The organism is Thioalkalivibrio sp. ALE28 (assembly GCF_000377425.1).
In the GTDB taxonomy this organism is placed as follows: domain Bacteria; phylum Pseudomonadota; class Gammaproteobacteria; order Ectothiorhodospirales; family Ectothiorhodospiraceae; genus Thioalkalivibrio.
In genome coordinates, this window is record NZ_KB898095.1 from 71997 (window position 1) to 93324 (window position 21328).

Below are 21328 nucleotides of genomic sequence, written 5' to 3' on the forward strand. Positions count from 1 at the left end.
GAACCCCGACCGCACCCCACCCCTGTCCAGGGCGCCTGCTCGCGCCCGGCATGCTCGGATCCATCCGTATCTCTCCCTAATTTACAGCGGGCCGGCCCCATCCCGGCCCTGCGCCGATATTCCGCGGAGGGTTGCCCCGCTCAATCGGCCGGGTCGCGCGCATGTTCCTTCAGGATATCCAGCGGGATCACCGCCAGGGTCTCCTCGTGCGTGGCGCGCAGAAACACCCCGGGCGCCGCCCCCGCCCGGTAGGCCTCCAGCCAGCGCGCGGCACACAGGCACCAGCGATCCCCTGCCTCCAGGCCGGGGAAGCCGAACTCCGGTACCGGTGTCATCAGATCATTCCCCTGCGCCAGGGAAAAATCCAGGAACTCGCGCGTGACCTCGGCACACACGGTGTGCATGCCCTGGTCGTCATAGCCCGTGGCGCAACGGCCGTCGCGATAAAAGCCGGTCACCGGGTCCCGGCCGCAGGGCTCGAGCGCCCCGCCAAACACATTCTTGGAGGGAAAAGGCTGCATGGAAAACTCCCCGTTCATGGTCCCTACAGCATAACGGACACCCCCCCGCCCCATGCGAGCGACTACTCGGCCCGCGGGAATTCAGTCGGCATCGGGCCAGCCCCATTCCACCAGGTGGTTCCGCAGATTCTCGGGCCGATAGTCGGGATCCCGCTGGTACCGATCGAGGACGCTGGGATGCAGTTCCGTCGGATACCCCGGCTGGTGCAATGGACGCCGATGGCGGCGGCGCAGGCGATAGATGTGCCGCCGTGAACGATGCAGCGGGGCCAGCGGATCGGGCCGCAGGGCATCGACCAGGTGCGGCTCCACCCGCAGGCCGGCCGCCCGCGCCTGGTCGATCATCCATGCGAGCGGCGCCTCGGACGCCAGGCGCCCGTCGGCATCCGGGGCATAGCCGCCCCCCACATCGGCGTGCACCCCGCTGAACCAGACCTGTTTGAGGTCCAGCCCCGGGCGCGGCTCCCACAGGGTCGGCTCGAAGTCGGCGCGGGTCTCGTCGATCGCCATCGCATGCCGCGCGATGCGCACGTTCGGACCCAATTTGGTGTCGTAGAATTCGTCGGTGCGGTCGAACAGCCCCAGCAGGGAGAACGGGATGCCCAGGGCGCCCACCGTATCCCAGACGCCGACAAAGCGGATCTCCCGCGAGGGATGCGCATACGCCGCCCGGAACTCGCGCGAGGCCGCCCCCTCCGGCGCATGGCTGGCCGCGGTCTTCTTGTAGTGACGGAAGGCCTGTTCGATCAGGCGCGCGTCCGGGCGCCTCAGGATGCCGCAGTTGTTGATCAGCCCGCACAGGCTGCGCACGGTGTAGGCACCGCGACTGAAGCCGAACAGAAAGATCTCGCTGCCGGGGTCGTAGTTCTGGACGATGTAGCGATAGGCATCCTGGATGTTCTTGTGGATGCCCCGCCCGGTCACGCCGCCCGTTACCTTCGCGTAGTACGCCCCGACACCCCAGTCGTAGAAGACCTGCTGGGGGTCACCACTGGCATCGGCGGGCGCGATGGCCCGCGCCAGACGCAGCACGTTGGTCGGCACGTCCGACTCGACGTCCTCCTCGGGGCGATTCCAGGTCCCGTCCGCGCAAATCACGATCCGTCGTGTCATCCGCCCGCCTCCCATCCTGTTCGTAATGACGACCGCAGCCGCCGTGGAGCCTGCGACTGATCAGGAGCCAATGTCGATCCGGCGCACTCCCGGCCGCGCGTCCTCCGCACGGCGGGGGATGTCGATCGTCAGCACGCCGTTTTTGAACCGCGCCTGGATCGCATCGACATCCGCATCCCCCGGCAGGCTGAGGATCCGGCGGAACTGCCCGTAGGCCCGCTCGACCCGATGATAGCCCTGGTCTTCTTCTTTGGTCTCCTGGCGCTTCTCGCCGGAGATGATCAGGTCATCGCCGTCCACCGTCAGGTCGATCGCGTCCTCCTCGATGCCCGGCACCTCGACGGTGATCCGGTAGGCTTTGCGACTCTCGGCAATATCCACACTGGGCTTGAGCAGCAGCGAGGCCGTATCACGCCCGCGCCCGCCGAGAGCGGCACCGAAGAAGTCCTCGAACATCCGGTCCATCTCCCGGTGCATGCGCATCAGCGGATCACGCATGTGCACCTCCGACATCTCGCCACGCGCCGGAACCACCTCCGGGTTCGCCGCCTCCTCGCGCTTGAACCAGTTCCACGGCTTCAGCTTTTGCAGGTCCATGATCATCACCTCCGGTAGAAATCCAACCCTGTCTAGCGAATTAACTAGGTCGCCCAAAGGGACTTTTCAAGCCCGGTGAATCAAGCCCTTCGAAAGTCGGCCAGCCGCACCGACTGCCGCCGGGCACCCCAGGTGCCGGGGCGGGACTCGAAGACACCCGGGACCGATGCCCCGCAGGCGTTGCAACAGCTATCGGCGGTCAGATTCCAGTCCGACAGTTCATACCAGTCGCGCCCGATCAGGCGTTGCCCGCACCCCGCACACCAGGTGCTCTGGCCGTCCGCATCGTGCACATTGCCGGTGTACACGTGATGCAGGCCCTGCTCACGCGCGATCCGGCGTGCCCGCTGCAGGGTCTCGATCGGCGTGCGCCGGTGTTCCGTCATCTTGAAATCCGGATGGAAGGCCGTGAAGTGCAGCGGCACATCCGGCCCCAGATGTTCCAGGATCCATTGCGCCATCGACGTAATCTCCGCGTCGCTGTCGTTCTCGCCGGGGATCAGCAACGTGGTGATCTCGACCCAGGTATCGGTCTCGTGTACCAGCCACTCCAGGGTGTCGAGCACCGGCTGCAGATGCGCCCCGGTCAGCTTGTGGTAGAAGCGCTCGGTGAACGCCTTCAGATCCACGTTCGCCGCGTCCATGGCGGCAAAGAACTCGCCGCGAGCCTGTTCGGTGATGTAACCGGCGGTGACCGCCACCGAGCGGATGCCCCGCGCACGGCAGGCAGCCGCGACGTCGATGGCGTATTCATGGAAGATCACCGGGTCGTTGTAGGTGAAGGCCACCGCGCGGCAACCCAGCGCCTCGGCCGCGCGGGCGATGGTCTCGGGATCGGCACGGTCCGCCAGGGTGTCGATCTCGCGCGACTTGCTGATATCCCAGTTCTGGCAGAACTTGCAGGCCAGGTTGCAGCCCGCCGTACCGAACGAGAGCACCGGGCTGCCCGGCAGGAAGTGGTTCAGCGGCTTCTTCTCGATCGGGTCGACACAGTAGCCGGAGGAGCGCCCGTAGCTGGTCAGCACCACGGCATCGTCGAGGTTGGCGCGGACAAAGCAGGCCCCGCGCTGCCCGGGCTTCAGCTTGCAGTAGCGCGGGCACAGGTCGCATTGCACGCGGCCATCCTCCAGGCTGTGCCAGTAGCGCGTGGCCACCGTGAAGGCGTCATGTTCAGGGGTGTCGTTCATATCCGGTCCGGCTCGTGGTTCATGCCCTTGAATATGAGGCCGAAACCCCGATATTCAACGACATAATGTCCGACGGAGACCTCCAATGAGCGCCCCGCTCCGCGTCCGCGAGCCCGCTATCGCGGGACAGTTCTACCCGGCCGACCCCGCCGAGCTGCGGGCCACGGTCACCCGGCTGCTGGATGCCGTCCGGCCGGCACCCGACGCGGCGCCGCCCAAGGCCCTGATCGCCCCGCACGCCGGCTACCCCTACTCCGGCCCGGTGGCGGCCTCGGCTTATGCCCGCATCCGCCCGCTGGCGGGCCGCATCCGGCGCGTGGTGCTGCTGGGCCCGTCGCATCGCGTGCCCTTCCACGGGATCGCGACCACCACGGTCACGGCCTACCGCAGCCCCCTGGGCGACGTCCCCGTGGATCACAAGGCTCTGGACACCATCGCGGGGCTGCCCGGCGTCCAGGCACTCGACGTCGCCCACGCCCCGGAACACAGCCTGGAGGCGCACCTGCCGTTCCTGCAGGTGGCCCTGGGGTCCTTCGAGCTGGTACCGCTGGTGGTCGGGGATGCCCCCGCGGAACAGGTTGCGAACGTACTGGAACGCCTGTGGGGCGGCCCGGAGACCCTCGTCGTGGTCAGCTCGGATCTCTCCCATTTCCATGACTACGCCACGGCGAGCCGCCTGGATGCCGCCACCACCCGGGCGATCGAACGCCTGGACGAACACGCGCTGGGCCCGGAACAGGCCTGCGGCTGCCGCCCGCTGGCGGGCCTGTTGCGTCTGGCGCGGCAGCGGGGTCTCGCCATTACCACTCTGGACCAGCGCAACTCCGGCGACACCGCCGGCCCGCGCGACCAGGTGGTCGGCTACGGCGCGTGGATGCTGCAATGACGCCCGTCATCGAACTGTCCGCGCCGGCGCGTGAGCGCCTGCTGGAACTCGCAGCGGACGCCATCCACCGGGCCGCGCACGACCATGCCGCCGACGGTATCGCGCTCGCGGAGGAGCCCGCCCCGCTTGCCGACCCGGGCGCCAGCTTCGTGACCCTAAAGCGGGGGGATGCCCTGCGCGGCTGTATCGGCAGCCTGGAGGCCCATCGCCCCCTGGCCACGGATGTCCAGCACAACGCCCGGGCCGCCGCCCTCCATGATCCGCGCTTTCCCCGCCTGCGCCCGGAGGAACTCGTCGGGCTCGAGTATTCGGTGACCCTGCTAAGCGCCGCGCACCCCGTGGATGCCCCGCATCGAGAGGCCCTGCTGCAGCAGTTGCAGCCCGGGCGCGATGGCCTGGTCATCCAGGCCGGGACGCGGCGGGCGACCTTCCTGCCCGCGGTGTGGGAGCAGCTACCCGATCCCGAGACCTTCCTCGATGCCTTGCTGCAGAAGGCCGGGCTGGGGCATGACGGCTGGACAATGGGGCTCCAGGCCTGGCGCTACAGCTCGCAGGAGTTTGCCGGTGAACTTTGAACCCAGCATCACCCTTTACATCGTCATTGCCACGGTCGTGATCTCGCTGCTGGCATGGCAGAACCCGCGCTGGCTGCAGGCGATGATCCATCACCCACCGTCGGTGCAACGCGGCCAGTACTGGCGCCTGGTGACCCACGGCTTCATCCATGCCGACGGCACCCATCTCGCGTTCAACATGATCACGCTGTTCTTCTTCGGCATGGCCATGGAGCGCGTGCTGGTGCCCGAGATCGGCATGGGTGGCTTCGTCCTGTTCTATCTGGCCGCCATCGTGCTCGCCAGCCTGCCCAGCCACCTGCGCCATCTGCGCGATCCCGGCTACCGCTCCCTGGGGGCCTCGGGTGCGGTGTCCGCGGTGCTGTTCGCCTACATCCTGCTGCAGCCGTGGTCCCTGCTGTTCGTGTTCTTCATCCCGGTCCCGGCCATCGTGTTCGCCGCGGTCTATATCGGCTACTCGCTCTACGCCCAGCGACAGAATCGCGACAACATCAACCACAGCGCCCATCTATGGGGTGGCGCCTGGGGCGTGGCCTTCATGCTCTGGCTGGAGCCCGGCCTGCTGGCCCGGTTCTTCCACGAGCTGCTCGCGCCCCTCGGCTGACCCCAATACTTGTCCGGAGCGCCGCGTCCGCCTAGCCTGCGTGCCTTCTTTCGGCCGCTACGAGATCCCGCCATGCAAGACGCCATCGCCACCCTGCCCAAGGTCGAGCTGCACCTGCACATCGAAGGCACACTGGAGCCCGAGCTGATGTTCGCCCTGGCCGAGCGCAACGGGGTCGAGCTGCCGTACGCCTCGGTCGAGGACGTGCGCGCGGCCTACCAGTTCCACGACCTGCAGTCCTTCCTGGACATCTACTACGCCGGCGCCCGCGTGCTGCTGACCGAGCAGGACTTCTACGACCTGACCTGGGCCTACCTCGAACGCTGCCAGGCGGATCACGTCCGCCACACCGAGATCTTCTTCGACCCGCAGACGCACACCGAGCGCGGCGTGGCATTCGCGACCGTCATCGACGGCATCCGCCGGGCGCTCGCCGATGGCGAGCGCGAACTCGGCATTACCAGCCGGCTGATCCTCTGCTTCCTGCGTCATCTGAGTGCGGACGCGGCCATGGAGACCCTGGAGACGGCCCTGCCGTGGCGCGAACACATCCATGCGGTCGGCCTCGATTCGGCCGAGCTGGGCAACCCGCCCGAGCGCTTTCAGGCCGTGTTCGACCGGGCCCGCGCCGAGGGCTTCTCCGCGGTGGCCCATGCGGGGGAGGAAGGCCCGCCGGAATACATCTGGCAGGCACTGGACGGGCTGCAGGTCGCACGCATCGACCACGGGGTACAGGCCGAACAGGACCCGGCGCTGATGGAGCGGCTGGCCCGCGACCGGATCCCGCTCACGGTCTGTCCGCTGTCCAACATCAAGCTGTGCGTCTTCGACCGCCTGGAAGACCACAACCTGAAACGCCTGATGGACGCCGGGCTGTGCGTCACCATCAATTCGGACGACCCGGCCTATTTCGGCGGCTATGTGGGGGAAAACTTCCGTGCGACCGCCCAGGCCCTGCAACTGGGTCCCGACGACCTGGAACGCCTCGCGCGCAACGCCGTCGACGCCGCGTTCCTGGAACCCGAAGCACAGCAGCGTCTGCACGGCGAGATCGACGCCTGGCGCGCCCGTCTCGCGGACTGACGGCGCTCGACGACTTCTCTAGCCGGAAAACCGGAGCGGACGCGCCGGCAGGCGACCCTGCTCCACCAGGCGCTCGATCCGCGAGAAGACCTCGCCGCGACCGAAGGGTTTCTTCATGAAGTCATCGGAGCCGATGCGATCGAGGAAGAACTGCTCCACCGCGTCCTCGTTGCCGCTGATCATGATCACCGGCACCTTCGCGGTCACCGGGTCCCGGCGCAGCTGACGCAGCATGGCAAACCCGGTCATCCCGGGCAGGATGATGTCGAGAAAGATCAGGTCCGGCGGGTTCTCGCGGGCCAGCGCCAGGGCCTGCTCGGCATCGCCGGCCCCCACCGGCTCCATCTCGTTTTGCCGGAGCATGCTGGAGAGCAGTGCGACCACGGTGCGCGAATCATCCACCACCAGCACACGCAGCCCGCGCGCGGCCTCCCGGCGGGCCTTCCTGCGCCGTTCGCCGGCCTTGCCAAAACGCAGCAGACTCCCCATTCGCTGCAGATAGCTCATGCCGGACTCCCTTCCTGATCCATAGGCCTGGCGCGCTCGCCCGCCTGGCTGCATTGTTCCTCCCCCCGTGGGCCCTGTCCACCGCGCCCGTTGCTTCGGTTTGAACAGCAGCGCAAAGGCGCGCATCATCCGGGTTTTCGTGCGGATGCCTGAACGGAGTCGGAACCCGCCATGAAGACCAATACAGCCCGGCCACAGCCCACGCGCGCGCCCCTGCGGCGCCCGGCCGCGGGAAGCCCGGCATGAAGATCCTCGTCGTCGACCGCTCGCGGGTCTTCCGGGCGCTGTGGAGCCGCATGGTCCTGGCCGCCGGGCACAAGCCGATCATGGCCAGCAGCGGGGCCGAAGGGCTTGCCCGCATCGAGGAAAACGACCTGGAACTGGTCTGCGCCTCGATCACCCTGCCCGACATGACCGGCGTGGAATTCTGCCGCCGGGCCCGTGCCAGGGCCGCTGGCCATGACCTGCCCCTGATCCTGCTCACGACCCAGCACGACCACGACATCCGCCGTCAGGCATTCGAGGCCGGCGCCACCGACCTCCACGACAAGACCAACATCCGTGACCTGTTCCATCAGGCCGCGCGCTACGGGCGGCCGGTGGAACACGCCCACGAGGGGAACGTCCTGTACGTGGAGGACAGTCCCACCGTCGCCCGCGTGATGATCCGCATCCTCGAGGGCATGGGCCTGGAGGTCGCGCACTTCCGCAGCGCCGACGAGGCCCTGCAGGCCTTTGACCGGGGCACCTGGGACCTGGTGCTCTCCGACATCCTGGTCGAGGGCGAGATCAGCGGGATGGGGCTCGTCAGTCGGCTGCGCCAGCAGTTCCCCGACAAGACCAGCCTGCCGATCGTGGCCATGTCCGGGCTGGACGACCAGAACCGGCGCGCCGAACTCTTCCGCCTCGGCGTCAACGACTTCGTGACGAAACCCGTGCTGGAGGACGAGGTCCGCGCCCGCATCGGGAACCTGCTGGCCAACAAGCGGTTGTTCGAGGAGGTCCAGGACCAGCGCCAGAAGCTCTACGACATGGCAATGATCGATCCGCTGACCGGGCTGCGTAACCGCAACGTCCTGGCCGAGTGCGCCGCGCGTTTCTTCGCCGAAGCCAACCAGAACGACATCCCGCTCAGCCTGATCCTGCTGGACATCGACCACTTCAAGCAGATCAACGACACCCATGGCCACCTGATCGGGGACGAGGTCCTGGTCGGCGTCGGCGAACTCCTGCGCACCACCGGACGCGAGAGCGACGTGGCCCTGCGTTTCGGGGGCGAGGAATTCCTCCTGGTACTCCCGGAATGCGATCTGTTCGATGCCCACACCCGCGCGGAGGAGCTGCGCCAGCAGCTGCGCGAACTCGAACCCGCCGGGCTGACCATTACCGCAAGCTTCGGCGTCACCAGCCGCCCGGCCGGACGCGAGGTCAGCATGAATGACCTCTTCCGGGTCGCCGACCAGGCCGTCTACCAGGCCAAGGGCGAAGGCCGCGACCGCGTGGTCTCGCGCACCCTGGACGGCCCGGGCAAAACCGACCTGCCGGACACCCCACCCGATTCTGCCCCGGGGGATGGACAGGCCAGCCCGCAACCCGTCAGCTAGGGAGACGCTGACTGAATCGCACGTCCGCGTTGGTGCCCCCCCAGTTGTTCGAGACAATCGTTCCGAGACAAGGCGCGTCGTGCAGCGGGTAGTGGTTCTACCCGCCCGTTTTGGATGGATTCGGGGCGCAACGCAGGATCGGGCCATATTCATTCAGAATCGGGGGGCACCAACCCCACAAGCCATTGAAAGCAGGGGCTCGGCCGCCCGTTGTTGATCAACAACGGGCGCGCGCACAGCGTTGCGGTTCCCTTGTGCAGAATGACTGCACCGCAGTCACCGCGCCTTGTTCGCACGCAAAAGCGACTCGAGCGCGGACGTGCGATTCAATCAGCGTCTACCTAGGTAGACACCGGCGTCTCAGCCCTGGACGCGCCAGCTGCCATCCGCCTGCCGACAGGCCGTCCCGTACACCTGCTCGGTCTGGCCGCCAATCACCGCGTCAATGGTGTATTCGCGGCACGGGCCGGCCGTGGTCTCGTAGGTTCGGGTCGGCACCACGGTGTACTGATTGCCACTGTCGGGATTGACCCATCGCGAGGGCACGCCCGTGCGCACGCTCTCCAGGGTCTGGGCCGTCTTCAGGCGGTCCACCTCGTCCATGGACTGGCCCACCGAGCCACCGATCGCCGCACCGGCCAGGGTCCCGGCGATGATGGCGGCCGTGCGGCCACGTCCGGATCCGACCTGCGAACCGAGCACGCCGCCCAGCACGCCACCGATCACCATCCCGGCCTGCTCCTGCGAGCCCTGATAGGTCGCACAGCCGCCGAGCCCCAGGGTCGCCGCCAGGACGATCACGAAAGAAACATTGCGCCACATGAGCATTCCTCCACCGGCGACCCGACCCTGAACCCGCGGGGGACCGGCGCCGGCTTCGGCGTCCCCCTGCTCCGAGTATAGGCGGCCCGGCGAACCGGGCGGTCAGCCGGACGGCTTCGGCGGGGCTGCCGTCTCCGGCTTCGAGGCGTTGATCGCGCGCTGGAATACCCAGCTCTTGATCTCGCGGATCTGCTCCACCATGGTCCGCGACAGCGGTACCGTGTTGATCACGTTACGGATCACGTCGCGCTGGTTGAATACCCGGCCCTCCTGGTAGGCGTCGATGCGCGCCGATTTCACCGCCTGCTCGATCTCGGCCCCGCTCCAGTCCTCGGTACTGGCCGCCATGTAGTTCAGGTTGAAGTCCTCGAGGTGGCCGCCATGGCGCTCGATATGGATGCGCAGGATCTCCTTGCGCTCCTCCACGTTCGGCAGGTCGAGGAAGAACAACTGGTCAAAGCGCCCCTTGCGCATCAGCTCGGCCGGGAGCTGCTGGATACGGTTCGCGGTCGCCGCCACGAACACGCGTGGCGACTTCTCCTGCAGCCAGGTGAGGAAGCTCGAGAAGATATTCACATTGCCGGCGCTGCCGGCGGCGTGGCTGTCGAAGCCAAAGGCATTCTCCAGCTCGTCCACCCACAGCACCATGGGCGCGATTTCCTCCGCGATACGGGTGGCCCGGGCAAAGGCGTATTCCGGGGTGCCGAAACTGCCGGACAGCACCAGGCTCATGTCCAGCCGCACCAGCGGCAGCCCCCAGGCGGTGGCGATGGCCTTGGCGGCCATGCTCTTGCCACAGCCGCTGACCCCCATGAACAGCACCCCGGCGGGCAGCGGAACGTTGTCGTTCCAGGCCTTCTCGGTGAACAGGTCGGCGCGCGTGCGCACCCATTCCTTGAGATTCTCCAGGCCCCCGATGTCCTCCAGCGAGCGCTGTGGCGGATAGAACTCGAGACAGCTCTCCTTGCGCAGGATCTGGCCCTTCTCCTCCTGGATCTCGGCCAGCATCTCGGCCTCGGGCAGGGGCTGGCCGCGGAACAGCCGCGCGCTCAGATGCCCGACCTCGTTCAGGGACAACCCGCGCATCCCCGCCGCGAGGCGGAACAACTGCTCGCGCGGGATCGCCTCGGCGCCATGGGTGTGCTCGAGCTGCTCCAGCACCTCGGCCTCCGAGGGCAGGTCCACCTCGACCAGGAAGATCTCCTTTTTCAGGATCTCCGGCAGCTTCAGCAGAGGACAGCTGAGGAACACCACGTTGCGACCCTTCTTCAGCTGGTAGTAGAGATCGCGCACCCCGCGCACCAGTGCCGGGTTGTCGTCGAACCAGGTCGGCAGGTCTTTCAGCAGCACCATACGCGGCGCTTCCGTCTCCCCTGCCGCCACCCGCGCCACCGCCGCGACCGGGTCGGTGGTCGGCGCGTCCGGGTCATCGTGTTCCCCGAACCCGTGGCTCGCCGACCAGACCTCCAGGTGACCGTCCTCGCCGTAGAACGAGCGCGCGACCGAGCGCAGCAGCCGCTCCATCCGATCCTCGTCCCAACCCAGCAGGTAGAACACCGGATAACGCGACTTGAGCCCGCGCAGGATTTTGTGTGCCGTCCGATTCTCCAGCTTCTTGCTCAATCCGTCGCTCCTTCGAGGTACTCCGTCGAGTGTACCCATCCATCACGGCACTGCGGGAGAACACTGATCATCCACGCCGCCCGTGCGCATCGTCTACCCTGAAACCATCGGCCCGCCGCAGCCACGGAGACCCCATGCCGCCAGCCCACCGCCGGATCGCGCGCGCCACCCTGGGGCGTGGCGTGCTGGTCCTGCTGATCGCACTGGGCATCGGCAGCGCACTGTGGATGGGGGACCCGGCCCGCCTGCTGGCCTGGGGCGAGACCTTCGCGGGCGGCCCCTGGGCCACCGCCGGGCTGGTGCTACTGATGGCGCTGATGCTCGTCTTCGCCCTGCCGGGCACGCCGGTCATATGGCTGATCGCCCCGTTCCACCCGCCGCTGGTCGCCGTCGGCCTGTTGCTGATTGGCAGCACGAGCGGTGCCTGGGGGGCCTACCGGGTCGCCGCCCGCCTGGCGCGCACCGAACGCGAGGGCCACGAGAACAACTGGCTGACGGATTTCCTGCGGCGCCACGGGCACGTCGCTATGCAGATGGCGCTGCGGGTGTTCCCCGGTTTCCCGCATTCAATGATCAACTACGCCGGCGGGGCCCTCGGCCTGCCACTGGGCGGCTTCCTGCTGGCGGCCGTGCTCGGCCTGGCCGTCAAGTGGGGCGTCTACGCCACCGCCATCCACGAGGCCACGGATGCCATCACCACCGGCGAGGTCCTGCAGGCCCGGACCCTCCTGCCGCTGGTCGTCCTGGCGATCTTCCTGTTGCTCGGCTCGGTGCTGCGCTACTGGATTCAGCGCCAGCACTCGCGCCGGCGGGCGGGCCGGCCATGACGGCGTACCCATGCGGTCGCCCCCCTCAAACCGAGAACGGTTTCCCGCTACACGCCCGCAAACCTGTCACCGTCCTCCAGGTTCGTTAGACTGTCGTCCCGCATTCCAGCACGCCCTCTACGTGACTCGAGAGCCCTCCCCACAACCCTGTTCGGACATCGGCGACGTCAATCAGCGTTTCTATGATGGCCTGTGGGCGGATACCCGCCTGGTAGCCCCCGAGCGCTTCAATACCTGGACCCTGGTCTCCAGTCTCGCGGCATCCCGTGAGCGCCGCCTCGAAGTGGGGCCCGGCATGCGCCCGCGACTGCCCATCGCGGACACCCACTTCGTCGACATCAGCCCGCCGGCCCTGGCCGCACTGGACCATCGGGGCGGTGTCACCCAGACCGCCCCGATCTCCGCCCTGCCCTATGCCGACGACCGCTTCGACCTGGTGTGCGCTCTGGACATCATCGAACACGTGGAGGACGACGAGGCGGCCCTTGGCGAACTCTCGCGGGTGGCCGCGCCCGGGGCCCGGGTGCTGCTTTCGACCCCGCTGCACCCGGAGTACTGGACCCCGTTCGACGACATCGTCGGCCACTACCGGCGCTACGAGCCGGCGCATCTGATCCAGCTACTCGAATGCCACGGGCTGACGATCGAACAAAGCGCGATCTTCGGGATGAAGCCGAAATCCTCGCGCCTCACCGATCTCGGGATGTGGTTCCTGCAGCGACACCGGCCCGTCGCCATGAAGGTCTACAACCGTTTCCTGATGCCGCTGGGCCTGCGCCTGCAGAAGCCGCTCGCACTGAGCCCCGGCATGGTGCCCACCGCGGGAGTGGAAGAGGTCTTCCTGGTCTGCCGCCGCGAACCCTGAGATCCGCCGGCCGCGCCCCGGGCCAGCCAAAAACCCGGCCTTTCCTCATGCCCGCTTGAAGGAACCACCCGCCCCGGCGTAATGTCTCCTGAAGCAAGACTCCCGAGAGACCATCCGATGCTCGATCTGCTGCGTTCACGTTCCACCTACCGCGATCAGCGCTTCCAGCTGTCCCTGCTGGTGCTGGCCACGGGCTTCGTGCTGACCGTGCAGAACCCCGAGGCACAGGAATCCGCCGCCGAGCTGTTCTCCAAGGTCGAGTTCCCGAATCTGGCCCAGGTCCAGGACATGCGGCCGCAATTGCCGCCGCCGTGGATGGAAGGCGACCAGTTCGTCAGCGAGGACAGCGAGGCCACGCCCGTCGTACCCCTGCTAGAGCGCACCGACGCGCGCTCGCCCGACCCGCGCGAGCGCCCGACGCGCTCAACCGGCGAATAGCGACTCGGGCGCGGCCACTTACAGCCCCGCTGCGCAGACCCGGTTGCGCCCCTCGCGCTTGGCGCAGTAGAGCAGCCGGTCCGCCTCGCCCAGCAGAGCCTCCGGGGTCGTCGAACGCGCCCCGCTCACCGTACTGACGCCGAGACTGACCGTCACCGTAGCGGTCACGTTATCCGGATGTTCCAGTTGCAGGGCCTCCACCTCGCGGCGCACCCGCTCGCCGACCGCGCGGGCACCCTCCAGCGTGGTGTCCGGCAGGATGCAGGCAAACTCCTCCCCCCCGTAGCGCGCAACCAGATCCGTCGGCCGGTGTGCCGCCTCCCGCAGCACCCGGGCCACCTGGCGCAGACAGTCATCCCCGCGCTGATGCCCGAAGCGGTCGTTATACGGCTTGAAGTGGTCGATATCGATCATCAGCAGTGCCAGATTCACCTCGCGGCGAGAGCGGCATTCGCGCTCCAGCACGGCGTCGAATTCGCGTCGGTTCGCCAGCCCGGTCAGGCCATCCACCCGCGCCTGGCGCGCCAGTTCGGCCTCCGCCTGCTTGCGGGCGAAGGTACCGGCGATGATGTCGGCCACCACCTGCAGGGTGGCGATCTCTTCGGGGCTCCATTCGCAGCGCCGGTTCACCGAGTCGAAACCCAGCATGCCGAAGGCGTTCTGATCACTGATCAGCGGGATCAGCAACAGGGACTCGATCATCTGGCGGCGGAACTCGGCCTGCTCCACCGCGGCCTCCGGGGGGAGGTCGTCCACATCGGGCACGTGCACGGTATCGCGGCGCCGGATGTGACCGGTCACCCACCCATGGGACTCCATGGGAATGCCCTGCATCTGGTCGAGGAACGGCTGGACGCCGGGGGCACACCACTCGTGCACCAGGTCCATAGTCGCCCCGTCCGGACGGAACCGGATCACATAGGCACGGCCCGTCTGGAAGAACTCGCCGAGATCCCGAAGTACCTCCGTTACGGCCGCGTCCACTGCGTCCGCCGCGAGGTCGGCGAACCGGGCGGAGATCGCGGACACCAGCGCCTGCAGCCGCTGCTGGCGCTGGGCCCTTGCCTCCAGGTGCTTGCGGCGGGTGATGTCCTCGGCGATCGCACTGGCCCCGATGAGCGTGCCGTCATCATCGAAAAACCGCTGGGCCGCCCACGACAGCGTGCGCGCCTCGCCGCTGCGCGTCCGGATCGTGGTCTCCAGACCCGCAATCTCGCGCCCGTCGCGGATGATGGCCTCCACCTCCTCCTGGATCGCCGCGCGATAAGCGGCGTCGGGGTAAAGCCATTCCCAGATCGCGGCATGCCCCACGACGTCCTCGCGCCGATAGCCGCTGATCCGCTCCGCCGCGCGATTCCAGAGCGTCACCCGCCCCTCGGTGTCCAGGGTGTTCACCCACACCGGGGCATGCTCGATGATCAGGGTGTGGAAACGCGTGTGGAGATCGTCCGCCATGGCCATCCTCGCACAGGGATACCTGTCGGCACGCACCGCGCAATCGTTCGACGGAGCCCGTCCACGATGCTCGCCCATACTCTGGAGGGTAGCAACATTCCCGCCGCGCGGGTCCCGCGCTCGCACCTTTGTTAGGCTCTCCGTCCCATCCGTACACCACGCCAGACCGCATGACCGATACCTTCAAGGCCCTGATCCTCGAACACACGCCCGATGGACCGCGGGCGACAATCCGCCCACTCCAGCTCGATGACCTGCCCGCCGGCGAGGTCCTGTTGCGGGTGCACTATTCCGGGCTGAACTACAAGGACGGCATGATCCTGCAGGGCCAGGGGAACCTGGTCCGGGACTACCCGCACGTGCCGGGCATCGACCTGGCCGGCACGGTCCTCGAGTCCGCGGACCCACGCTACCGCCCGGGCGACCCCGTTGTGCTGACCGGCTACCGAGTGGGCGAGACCCACTGGGGCGGCTACGCCGAACGAGCCCGCGTGCAGGCGGACTGGCTCGTCCCGCTGCCTGCGGGCTACAACGCTCGCCAGGCCATGGCCGCGGGCACCGCCGGCTTTACCGCCATGCTGGCGATCCAGGCCCTGGAGGACCACGGCCTGCAGCCGGACGCCGGCGAGGTCCTGGTCACGGGTGCCTCCGGCGGCGTGGGCAGTATCGCCGTACGTCTGCTGGCCCGCCTGGGCTACACGGTCACCGCCGTCACCGGCGGCGCGGAGAACGCCGACTACCTGCAACAGCTGGGTGCGTCGACGATCCTGCCCCGCGCCGACCTGGCCGATGCCCCGACCAAGCCCTTGCTGCGCGAACGCTGGGCCGGCTGCGTTGACACGGTGGGGGGCGACATGCTGGCCCATGTACTCGCCGGCATGGGCTATGGAACCTCGGTGGCGGCCTGCGGCCTGGCCGGGGGGCCACAGCTCAAGACCACGGTCCTGCCGTTCCTGTTGCGCGGCATCAACCTGCTGGGGATCGACTCGGTGCTGTGCCCCGCCGAACGACGGCGAGAGACCTGGGAACGCCTGGCCGCATTGCTCCCCGGCCACGATCTGGAGGCGATGGCCACCGAGATCGGGCTGGACGACCTGCCGCATTACGGCGAGCAGATCCTCGCGGGACAGATTCGGGGACGCACGGTAGTGCGCCTGGATCCGCAAGTCGCTGGCGACTCCTGATATCCCCGGGCCACCTCGAACCGGCTATGCTCGCGGACAGACCACCCCGGAGATCCCCATGACCGTACTCGCGTCCCGCCTGAAGTCCATCCGCGACCGCCTCGCCGAACTGGAAGCCATGGCCCGGGAGGACCGAGCGGAGGCCGCCCACCGCCTCACCGCCGAACTGACGCGGGAACTCAATCAGGCGCTGGAGGAGGCCTCCGGCTCCACGGACGGCGAGCCCGCGCCGACATCCGGCGAACCCCGTCCGCCGCGCGACCCGGTCGAGAAATGCCCGCGCTGCACCCTGCGCAGTTTCACCTTCCAGGACGGCACCATCCGCGAACGCCCGGACGAACCGGGACACTTCGAGGCCCAGTACCAGTGCATGAGCTGCGGCCACGAGGCCTGGCGCCGACTGGGCTAGCAAACACGGGCCGCTGGACGCCGGGCCCGGACCAACGTCTACACCTGCCCCCGCGTCCAGCGCACGATATCCGCCGCGCCCATGGCCCCCGCCTGGCGGGCCAGCTCGCGGCCGCCGCGGAACAGCGCCAGCGTCGGGATGCTGCGGATCCCGAACTGCTGCCCCAGATCGGGTGCTGCCTCGGTGTTCACCTTGGCCAGCCGCACGGTGGGCTCCAGCTCCCCCGCCGCCTGCCGAAACTGCGGCGCCATCATCTTGCAGGGACCACACCAGGGCGCCCAGAAATCGACCAGCAGCGGGATATCGTTGCGCTCGACGTGCCGCCGGAAATTCGTGCTCGTCAGTTCCGCCGGTTCGCCGACGAACAACGGCTGGTGACACTGGCCACACTTCGCCCCGGCGCCAAGGCGCGCGGCGGGGATTCGATTGACCGCATCGCAATGCGGACACACCACATGCAGGGACTCACTCACAGCAGCACCTCGCCATTACCACCCGACGGACCACTTCATTCTACTCCGCGCCGCGGCAGCAACCACCCGAACAGAAGATGGGTCAACCACCAGACCCCGGTACAAAAAGCCATCACCACGCCCAGCCACGTGACCGGATGCATCCACTCCTGGACCTGGCCGCCCGGCCCCAGGACCCAGTTCACGTTGTTCTCGGGGTCCGCCAGCGCAAAGGTCAGCAGCAGGATGGCCCAGCCCAGAACCGCCATGTAGCGCCAGGCGCGCGGGTCGTAACCCAGGCGCCAGACCAGCCAGATCAGCACGAACGGCAGCGGCAGGTGGTACAGCGACAGCAGGCGCACGAACAACGGAATCTCGGGGTTGAACATGTAGTGCACGATGCCCAGCGGCGCCCAGCCCCAGACCAGCATGCTGAGCAGGAAGTCCAGCACCCAGCCCAGCTCCAGCAGGACCACGGCCACCAGCATCATGCTGGCCAGGCGACGGCTCTCCAGCCAGGCCGCGAGCAGCCCGCCCAGCAGCGCGACGTTGGAAAACCACAGGAAATTGAACCACCCGTGCACGGCCGCGTAGATCGGCACCAGCACCAGCACAAAGGCGAGATAGGCCCACTTGAACCCGCGGGGAATCCTGTCGGCCGGCGCACTCGAATACCCTGATTCCAAAAGGCTTGCCCCCGGATGCATTCCGGCTCAGGGTAGCAGGATGCACCTCACGATTCGGAAGTACGCCACCCCATGAAGCCGCTGCTGGTCCTGCTCCTCGCCCTGTTGCTGTCCGCCGCGCCGGCGCCTCTGATGGCGGAGCGCGCCGATTCGTCATCGCCAACCATCGGGCTGGCGCTGGGCTCGGGCGGCGCCGGCGGCCTGGCGCATATCGCCATCCTCCAGGTGTTCGACGACCTCGAGATGCACCCCGACCGCATCACCGGCACCAGCATCGGGGCCGTGATCGGCGGGCTGTATGCCGCTGGGCTGGATGCTGAAGAGATCCTGGACCTGTTCGATGACTTCGCCGGGTCCGAACTCGACGCCCTCACCGGGCTGGCCCGCTCCGACATCAAGCTGCTGGACCTGGTCCCGCTGCGGCTGGGCCGCAACGCCCTGTTCGACTCCAGCGAATTCCTGCGCTTTCTCGCCGATCACACCGAGGCCCGTGACTTCGACGACCTGCGCATCCCGTTCTCCGTGGTGGCCACCGACTTCCGCAGTGGGGACAGCGTGGTGATCGACGAGGGCGACCTCTTCGCCGCCATCGGCGCGAGCATGGCCGTTCCGGGACTGTTCGAACCGGTGCAACATGGCGATGACCGCTACCTGATCGACGGAGGCGCCTCCAACCCGCTGCCCTACGACCTGCTCCAGGGCCAGTACGACTATGTCATCGCCGTGGATGTCTCCGGCAACGGCGCGCAGAACGACACCGAGGACATCGGCATCACGGACCTGCTGTTCAAGAGCTTCAGCATCATGCAGGGTTCCATCATCCGCCACATGACCCGGCTGGATCCGCCCGATCTTTACCTCGTCCCGGACACCGGCGGCATCCGCCTGCTGCACTTCAACCGCATTGACGAGATCCTCGAAAAGGCACAGCCCGCCGCCGACGAACTGCGCGAGCAGCTCGAGTCCCGGGGGCATGCCCTATAATCGCGGCATCGGTCGCAACGGAGGCGACCCCGCGGGAATCCAGGAGCAGCGTGGCCCACGACCCCCCCAATCCCTCGCCCGATCCCAACGACCCGTTACCGGAACCCGGCGACGGGCGCCATGAACTGTGGTTCACCCGGCGCGGCGGGCAGGTCTGCGGCCCCTACCCCCAGCGCTCCATCGGCCGCTTCCTGATCCTGGGCCGCCTGTGCCCGGATGACGAGGTCAGTCGCGACGGCGAGACCTGGTGGCGGATCGACCAGCGCCCGCACCTGATCCCCGAAGAGCTGCAGAACGCCCACACCCCGGAGGGTCGCGAACGCCTGGAGCAGGCGCGCCTGCGCGAAGACGAACGCCGCCGCGAGCGGCGTCACGACGACCCGCCGCCCGAGATCCGCGACCGCCGCAAGGGCGACCGCCGCTGCCCGGAATCACCGGAGACCCTCTCTCACCGCCAGCAATGGGCCGAGATCCTGGAACAACCGCCACCGCCCTGGAGCGGCTGGATCCGCGGGCCGCGCCCCTGGATCGTGGGCGGCTCCGCGGTTGCGCTGGCCCTCGCGCTGCTCATCGGTTTCGGCATCACGCTCGAACGCGACCCGGGACCGGACTGCGCAGCGGCACCGGCGCCCGGCATCAACTGGAACTACTGTGACCGGGCCGGCGCCGACCTGCGTGGCGTCGACCTGACGGGCGCATCCCTGCACAACACCCGCCTGGCCGGCGCGCGCTTGCACGGTGCCCGCCTCACGGACGCCGATCTGCGCTTCGCCGATCTCACCCTGACCAGCCTGGAGGGTGCGGATCTCGCCGGCGCCAACCTGACCGGGGCCGACCTGATCCGGGCGCACCTGGTCGACGCCAACCTCGAGGACGCCAATCTCGCGCATGCCAACCTGACCGGGGCCGACCTCGCGGGCGCACGCCTGGACGGGGCCCGGCTCGGGCGCAGCATCTGGACCGATGGCCGCATCTGCGCCCGCGACTCCGTCGGGACCTGCGACTAGCCCCGATCTCCCTGCGCACCCACTTCGGACTCCAGGTCGATCCCCAGTTCCCGGGCGACTTCCGCCCAGTAGGGTTCCGCCTCGCAGGAACAGCAGTCACAGGACGCGGTCACGCCTTCGTGCATGCTGAGGCGGCTGCGCGGCGCGGCAACAGCGGCTTCGGCCCGTGTTCCGGGCTGGGTGGGTTCCGTCTTCGTGTTCATCGGGCACCCCCGAACCGACTGGTATCCCTTCGAGCATAGACGGCTCCGAATGCCGCGCCAAAGCGCCGCGCCCGCCCCGGAATTCGTCCGGGCGCATGCTAAGCTTCAACTGTCCCGCCTCTTCCACGGCCACCATGATCACACGACGCGACAAGGTCCTGCTCTCGGTCTCGGCCGCGGCCCTGCTCGGCATCCTGCTGCCGCTCGCCGCCCTGGCCTGGTTCCTCTGGCAGGAGTCCGTGGTGGCGGAGGAAAAACGCCTGGCCGAACTCGCCCAGCGCCTGGGCGAAGGGACCGAGGCGACCCTGGTCGATGCCCGCGACCTGCTGGACACCCTGAACCAGCTGGAGATGGAGCCCTGCTCGCCGGAACACCTGGAACACCTGCAGGATGTGGCGATGGCCCGGCCGCATGTACGGGCCATCGGCTACTGGCGCGCGGCGGAACGCCAGTGCGGGGCCGGATTCGTCCAGGGCGAGGCCCTGACCCCGCCCCGGGCCAGCCGCATCTACGACAGTGGCGTGATCGCCTGGTGGCCGAGCACGGCAACCGCCGTGGGCGGTGTCGAGCTGTTCCTGATGCGCTTCGGACAGCACGACGTGGCCATCGACCCGCGGCTGCTGATGCCCCCCGGCCTGCTGGACAGCCAGCAGGTTGGCCTGTGGGTCGAAGGCCTGCCCATGACACGCCATCCAGCCGACGCGGACCTGCCGTCGCCCGACGCCACGCCCGCCGGTCTCAGCGTCGACCATGCCGCGGGCCGCCTGGTCAGCCACTTCTCCCTGGATACGATCTTTCCCATCGACATCATCGCGGCGCAGCCACTGGCGGCCTTCTGGGAGCGCTACCTGCCAACCCTTGTCGTGGCCGGGATCTTCGGGCTGCTGCTGGTGGCATTGTGGCTGCTCCTGGTGGTGCACTACCTGCGGCGGCGCCTGAGCCTCGCCAGCGAGTTGCGCGAGGCCATCGCCCGCGACCGCCTGAGCGTGGAATACCAGCCCATCGTCGACCTCGCCGATGGCCGCTGCCGGGGGGCGGAGGCCCTCGCACGCTGGCACCGCGAGGGCGACGAGACCATTCGTCCGGATGTGTTCGTGCCCCTGGCCGAGGACACCGGACAGGCGACCGACCTGACCCTCGCGATCCTGCGCGCCATCCTCCACGACCTGGGGGATCATCTGCGGGCGCATGCCGAGCAGACCGTCAACCTCAACATCACCGGCCACGACCTGGCCTCCGATCGCTTCGGGGACGCCCTGCGCAAGGCCCTGCGCGAGGCGGGCGTTGCCCCCGCCTCGATCAAGCTGGAACTGACCGAACGCTCGCTACTGAACGAAGACGCCGTGCGCGGCCGCCTGCGGGAACTGCGCGGGCGCGGGCACCGCATCGCCATCGACGACTTTGGCACAGGATATTCAAGCCTTTCCTATCTGGAACATTTCGAACTGGATACACTGAAGATCGACAAGACCTTCGCCGATGCCATCGCCCACGAGGCGGTAACCAGCAGCGTGATCGGCCACATCATCGAGATGGCCCGTTCCCTGAAGCTGCACATCGTCGCCGAAGGCATCGAATCGCCCCACCAGGCCGAATGGCTGCGCCAGCAGGGCGTGGACGGCGGACAGGGCTACCTGTACAGCCGCCCCCTGCCCGCTCAGGCCTTCCTGGACTGGTGCCGCAACCACTGAGGAGA

General features: G+C 68.1%; 24 protein-coding genes. 13 read left to right on the forward strand and 11 right to left on the reverse strand.

What is annotated here, in order from left to right:
• Nucleotides 1-140: 140 nt before the first annotated feature.
• From D105_RS0104255 to amrS, 4 genes are all read right to left on the reverse strand, one after another.
• A complete protein-coding gene (locus D105_RS0104255; protein WP_018866118.1) occupies nucleotides 141-521 on the reverse strand; it encodes a DUF2237 family protein in 381 nt (126 codons plus the stop codon).
• An 81-nt stretch (nucleotides 522-602) separates the two neighbouring features.
• A complete protein-coding gene (locus D105_RS0104260) occupies nucleotides 603-1634 on the reverse strand; it encodes a DUF2235 domain-containing protein (protein WP_018877604.1) in 1032 nt (343 codons plus the stop codon).
• Between the two features lie 60 nt (nucleotides 1635-1694).
• Complete coding sequence (locus tag D105_RS0104265) at nucleotides 1695-2231, reverse strand: Hsp20/alpha crystallin family protein (protein ID WP_026280301.1); 537 nt, start codon at nucleotides 2229-2231, stop codon at nucleotides 1695-1697.
• An 80-nt stretch (nucleotides 2232-2311) separates the two neighbouring features.
• Nucleotides 2312-3418: an AmmeMemoRadiSam system radical SAM enzyme gene (amrS, locus tag D105_RS0104270; protein WP_018876368.1), complete on the reverse strand. Its 1107-nt coding sequence runs from the start codon at nucleotides 3416-3418 to the stop codon at nucleotides 2312-2314.
• Between the two features lie 85 nt (nucleotides 3419-3503).
• Between amrS and amrB the strand changes: the two genes are divergently transcribed.
• The 4 genes from amrB to D105_RS0104290 all read left to right on the forward strand — a co-directional run bounded on the left by amrB (nucleotide 3504) and on the right by D105_RS0104290 (nucleotide 6566).
• Complete coding sequence (gene amrB / locus D105_RS0104275) at nucleotides 3504-4304, forward strand: AmmeMemoRadiSam system protein B (RefSeq protein ID WP_018877605.1); 801 nt, start codon at nucleotides 3504-3506, stop codon at nucleotides 4302-4304.
• The gene (amrA, locus tag D105_RS0104280) at nucleotides 4301-4879 is read left to right on the forward strand and encodes an AmmeMemoRadiSam system protein A (protein ID WP_018866113.1); all 579 of its coding nucleotides are present in this window, start codon (nucleotides 4301-4303) and stop codon (nucleotides 4877-4879) included. The genes amrB and amrA overlap by 4 nt, the downstream gene beginning before the upstream one ends.
• Nucleotides 4869-5483, forward strand: coding sequence for a rhomboid family intramembrane serine protease (locus D105_RS0104285; protein WP_018866112.1), 615 nt, complete (start codon nucleotides 4869-4871; stop codon nucleotides 5481-5483). The genes amrA and D105_RS0104285 overlap by 11 nt, the downstream gene beginning before the upstream one ends.
• Nucleotides 5484-5555: 72 nt before the next feature.
• The gene (locus tag D105_RS0104290) at nucleotides 5556-6566 is read left to right on the forward strand and encodes an adenosine deaminase (protein WP_018877606.1); all 1011 of its coding nucleotides are present in this window, start codon (nucleotides 5556-5558) and stop codon (nucleotides 6564-6566) included.
• Nucleotides 6567-6584: 18 nt separating this feature from the next.
• Here the strand turns inward: D105_RS0104290 and D105_RS0104295 are convergent, their stop codons facing one another.
• Complete coding sequence (locus tag D105_RS0104295; RefSeq protein ID WP_018877607.1) at nucleotides 6585-7073, reverse strand: PleD family two-component system response regulator; 489 nt, start codon at nucleotides 7071-7073, stop codon at nucleotides 6585-6587.
• Between the two features lie 242 nt (nucleotides 7074-7315).
• Here D105_RS0104295 and D105_RS0104300 point away from each other — a divergent pair, with 242 nt between their 5' ends.
• Nucleotides 7316-8677, forward strand: coding sequence for a diguanylate cyclase (locus tag D105_RS0104300; protein ID WP_018877608.1), 1362 nt, complete (start codon nucleotides 7316-7318; stop codon nucleotides 8675-8677).
• Between the two features lie 360 nt (nucleotides 8678-9037).
• Here the strand turns inward: D105_RS0104300 and D105_RS0104305 are convergent, their stop codons facing one another.
• Both D105_RS0104305 and D105_RS0104310 read right to left on the reverse strand, forming a co-directional pair.
• Nucleotides 9038-9499, reverse strand: a complete 462-nt coding sequence (locus tag D105_RS0104305) for an RT0821/Lpp0805 family surface protein (RefSeq protein ID WP_018866108.1) — start codon at nucleotides 9497-9499, stop codon at nucleotides 9038-9040.
• 102 nt (nucleotides 9500-9601) lie between these two features.
• Nucleotides 9602-11122 (reverse strand): AAA family ATPase, encoded by a 1521-nt coding sequence (locus D105_RS0104310; RefSeq protein ID WP_018877609.1) that lies wholly within the window; start codon nucleotides 11120-11122, stop codon nucleotides 9602-9604.
• A gap of 134 nt (nucleotides 11123-11256) precedes the next feature.
• On the opposite strand from D105_RS0104310, the gene D105_RS0104315 reads away from it, so the two are divergent.
• From D105_RS0104315 to D105_RS0104325, 3 genes are all read left to right on the forward strand, one after another.
• Nucleotides 11257-11949, forward strand: a complete 693-nt coding sequence (locus D105_RS0104315; protein WP_018877610.1) for a VTT domain-containing protein — start codon at nucleotides 11257-11259, stop codon at nucleotides 11947-11949.
• Between the two features lie 121 nt (nucleotides 11950-12070).
• A complete protein-coding gene (locus D105_RS0104320; protein WP_018876359.1) occupies nucleotides 12071-12814 on the forward strand; it encodes a class I SAM-dependent methyltransferase in 744 nt (247 codons plus the stop codon).
• Between the two features lie 117 nt (nucleotides 12815-12931).
• A complete protein-coding gene (locus D105_RS0104325) occupies nucleotides 12932-13252 on the forward strand; it encodes a hypothetical protein (protein WP_018876358.1) in 321 nt (106 codons plus the stop codon).
• 18 nt (nucleotides 13253-13270) lie between these two features.
• On the opposite strand, the gene D105_RS0104330 is transcribed toward D105_RS0104325, so the two are convergent.
• Nucleotides 13271-14707, reverse strand: coding sequence for a diguanylate cyclase (locus D105_RS0104330; RefSeq protein WP_018876357.1), 1437 nt, complete (start codon nucleotides 14705-14707; stop codon nucleotides 13271-13273).
• Nucleotides 14708-14877: 170 nt separating this feature from the next.
• On the opposite strand from D105_RS0104330, the gene D105_RS0104335 reads away from it, so the two are divergent.
• Nucleotides 14878-15891, forward strand: coding sequence for an MDR family oxidoreductase (locus tag D105_RS0104335; protein WP_018866102.1), 1014 nt, complete (start codon nucleotides 14878-14880; stop codon nucleotides 15889-15891).
• 58 nt (nucleotides 15892-15949) lie between these two features.
• Nucleotides 15950-16300 carry a hypothetical protein gene (locus D105_RS0104340; RefSeq protein WP_018866101.1) on the forward strand — a complete coding sequence of 117 codons (351 nt, stop codon included), beginning with the start codon at nucleotides 15950-15952 and terminating at the stop codon, nucleotides 16298-16300.
• A gap of 38 nt (nucleotides 16301-16338) precedes the next feature.
• Here the strand turns inward: D105_RS0104340 and trxC are convergent, their stop codons facing one another.
• Complete coding sequence (trxC, locus tag D105_RS0104345) at nucleotides 16339-16773, reverse strand: thioredoxin TrxC (protein WP_026279188.1); 435 nt, start codon at nucleotides 16771-16773, stop codon at nucleotides 16339-16341.
• A gap of 35 nt (nucleotides 16774-16808) precedes the next feature.
• Nucleotides 16809-17366, reverse strand: coding sequence for a hypothetical protein (locus tag D105_RS0104350; RefSeq protein ID WP_018866099.1), 558 nt, complete (start codon nucleotides 17364-17366; stop codon nucleotides 16809-16811).
• Nucleotides 17367-17510: 144 nt separating this feature from the next.
• Between D105_RS0104350 and D105_RS0104355 the strand changes: the two genes are divergently transcribed.
• A complete protein-coding gene (locus D105_RS0104355; RefSeq protein WP_018866098.1) occupies nucleotides 17511-18422 on the forward strand; it encodes a patatin-like phospholipase family protein in 912 nt (303 codons plus the stop codon).
• A 50-nt stretch (nucleotides 18423-18472) separates the two neighbouring features.
• Nucleotides 18473-19429: a pentapeptide repeat-containing protein gene (locus tag D105_RS0104360; protein ID WP_018866097.1), complete on the forward strand. Its 957-nt coding sequence runs from the start codon at nucleotides 18473-18475 to the stop codon at nucleotides 19427-19429.
• Here D105_RS0104360 and D105_RS14095 read toward each other — a convergent pair.
• On the reverse strand, nucleotides 19426-19632 hold the full coding sequence (locus D105_RS14095; RefSeq protein ID WP_018866096.1) for a hypothetical protein: 207 nt from the start codon (nucleotides 19630-19632) through the stop codon (nucleotides 19426-19428). The genes D105_RS0104360 and D105_RS14095 overlap by 4 nt on opposite strands.
• 134 nt (nucleotides 19633-19766) lie before the next feature.
• On the opposite strand from D105_RS14095, the gene D105_RS0104370 reads away from it, so the two are divergent.
• On the forward strand, nucleotides 19767-21323 hold the full coding sequence (locus D105_RS0104370) for an EAL domain-containing protein (RefSeq protein WP_026280405.1): 1557 nt from the start codon (nucleotides 19767-19769) through the stop codon (nucleotides 21321-21323).
• Nucleotides 21324-21328: the final 5 nt, after the last annotated feature.

Excerpts from the sequence above, each read along its gene's own strand:
- D105_RS0104255 (WP_018866118.1), bottom strand. The coding sequence starts at position 521 with ATGCAGCCTTTTCCCTCCAAGAATGTGTTTGGCGGGGCGCTCGAGCCC.
- D105_RS0104260 (WP_018877604.1), bottom strand. The coding sequence starts at position 1,634 with ATGACACGACGGATCGTGATTTGCGCGGACGGGACCTGGAATCGCCCC.
- D105_RS0104265 (WP_026280301.1), bottom strand. The coding sequence starts at position 2,231 with ATGGACCTGCAAAAGCTGAAGCCGTGGAACTGGTTCAAGCGCGAGGAG.
- amrS (WP_018876368.1), bottom strand. The coding sequence starts at position 3,418 with ATGAACGACACCCCTGAACATGACGCCTTCACGGTGGCCACGCGCTAC.
- amrB (WP_018877605.1), top strand. The coding sequence starts at position 3,504 with ATGAGCGCCCCGCTCCGCGTCCGCGAGCCCGCTATCGCGGGACAGTTC.
- amrA (WP_018866113.1), top strand. The coding sequence starts at position 4,301 with ATGACGCCCGTCATCGAACTGTCCGCGCCGGCGCGTGAGCGCCTGCTG.
- D105_RS0104290 (WP_018877606.1), top strand. The coding sequence starts at position 5,556 with ATGCAAGACGCCATCGCCACCCTGCCCAAGGTCGAGCTGCACCTGCAC.
- D105_RS0104295 (WP_018877607.1), bottom strand. The coding sequence starts at position 7,073 with ATGAGCTATCTGCAGCGAATGGGGAGTCTGCTGCGTTTTGGCAAGGCC.
- D105_RS0104300 (WP_018877608.1), top strand. The coding sequence starts at position 7,316 with ATGAAGATCCTCGTCGTCGACCGCTCGCGGGTCTTCCGGGCGCTGTGG.
- D105_RS0104305 (WP_018866108.1), bottom strand. The coding sequence starts at position 9,499 with ATGTGGCGCAATGTTTCTTTCGTGATCGTCCTGGCGGCGACCCTGGGG.
- D105_RS0104315 (WP_018877610.1), top strand. The coding sequence starts at position 11,257 with ATGCCGCCAGCCCACCGCCGGATCGCGCGCGCCACCCTGGGGCGTGGC.
- D105_RS0104325 (WP_018876358.1), top strand. The coding sequence starts at position 12,932 with ATGCTCGATCTGCTGCGTTCACGTTCCACCTACCGCGATCAGCGCTTC.
- D105_RS0104330 (WP_018876357.1), bottom strand. The coding sequence starts at position 14,707 with ATGGCGGACGATCTCCACACGCGTTTCCACACCCTGATCATCGAGCAT.
- D105_RS0104335 (WP_018866102.1), top strand. The coding sequence starts at position 14,878 with ATGACCGATACCTTCAAGGCCCTGATCCTCGAACACACGCCCGATGGA.
- D105_RS0104340 (WP_018866101.1), top strand. The coding sequence starts at position 15,950 with ATGACCGTACTCGCGTCCCGCCTGAAGTCCATCCGCGACCGCCTCGCC.
- D105_RS0104355 (WP_018866098.1), top strand. The coding sequence starts at position 17,511 with ATGAAGCCGCTGCTGGTCCTGCTCCTCGCCCTGTTGCTGTCCGCCGCG.
- D105_RS14095 (WP_018866096.1), bottom strand. The coding sequence starts at position 19,632 with ATGAACACGAAGACGGAACCCACCCAGCCCGGAACACGGGCCGAAGCC.
- D105_RS0104370 (WP_026280405.1), top strand. The coding sequence starts at position 19,767 with ATGATCACACGACGCGACAAGGTCCTGCTCTCGGTCTCGGCCGCGGCC.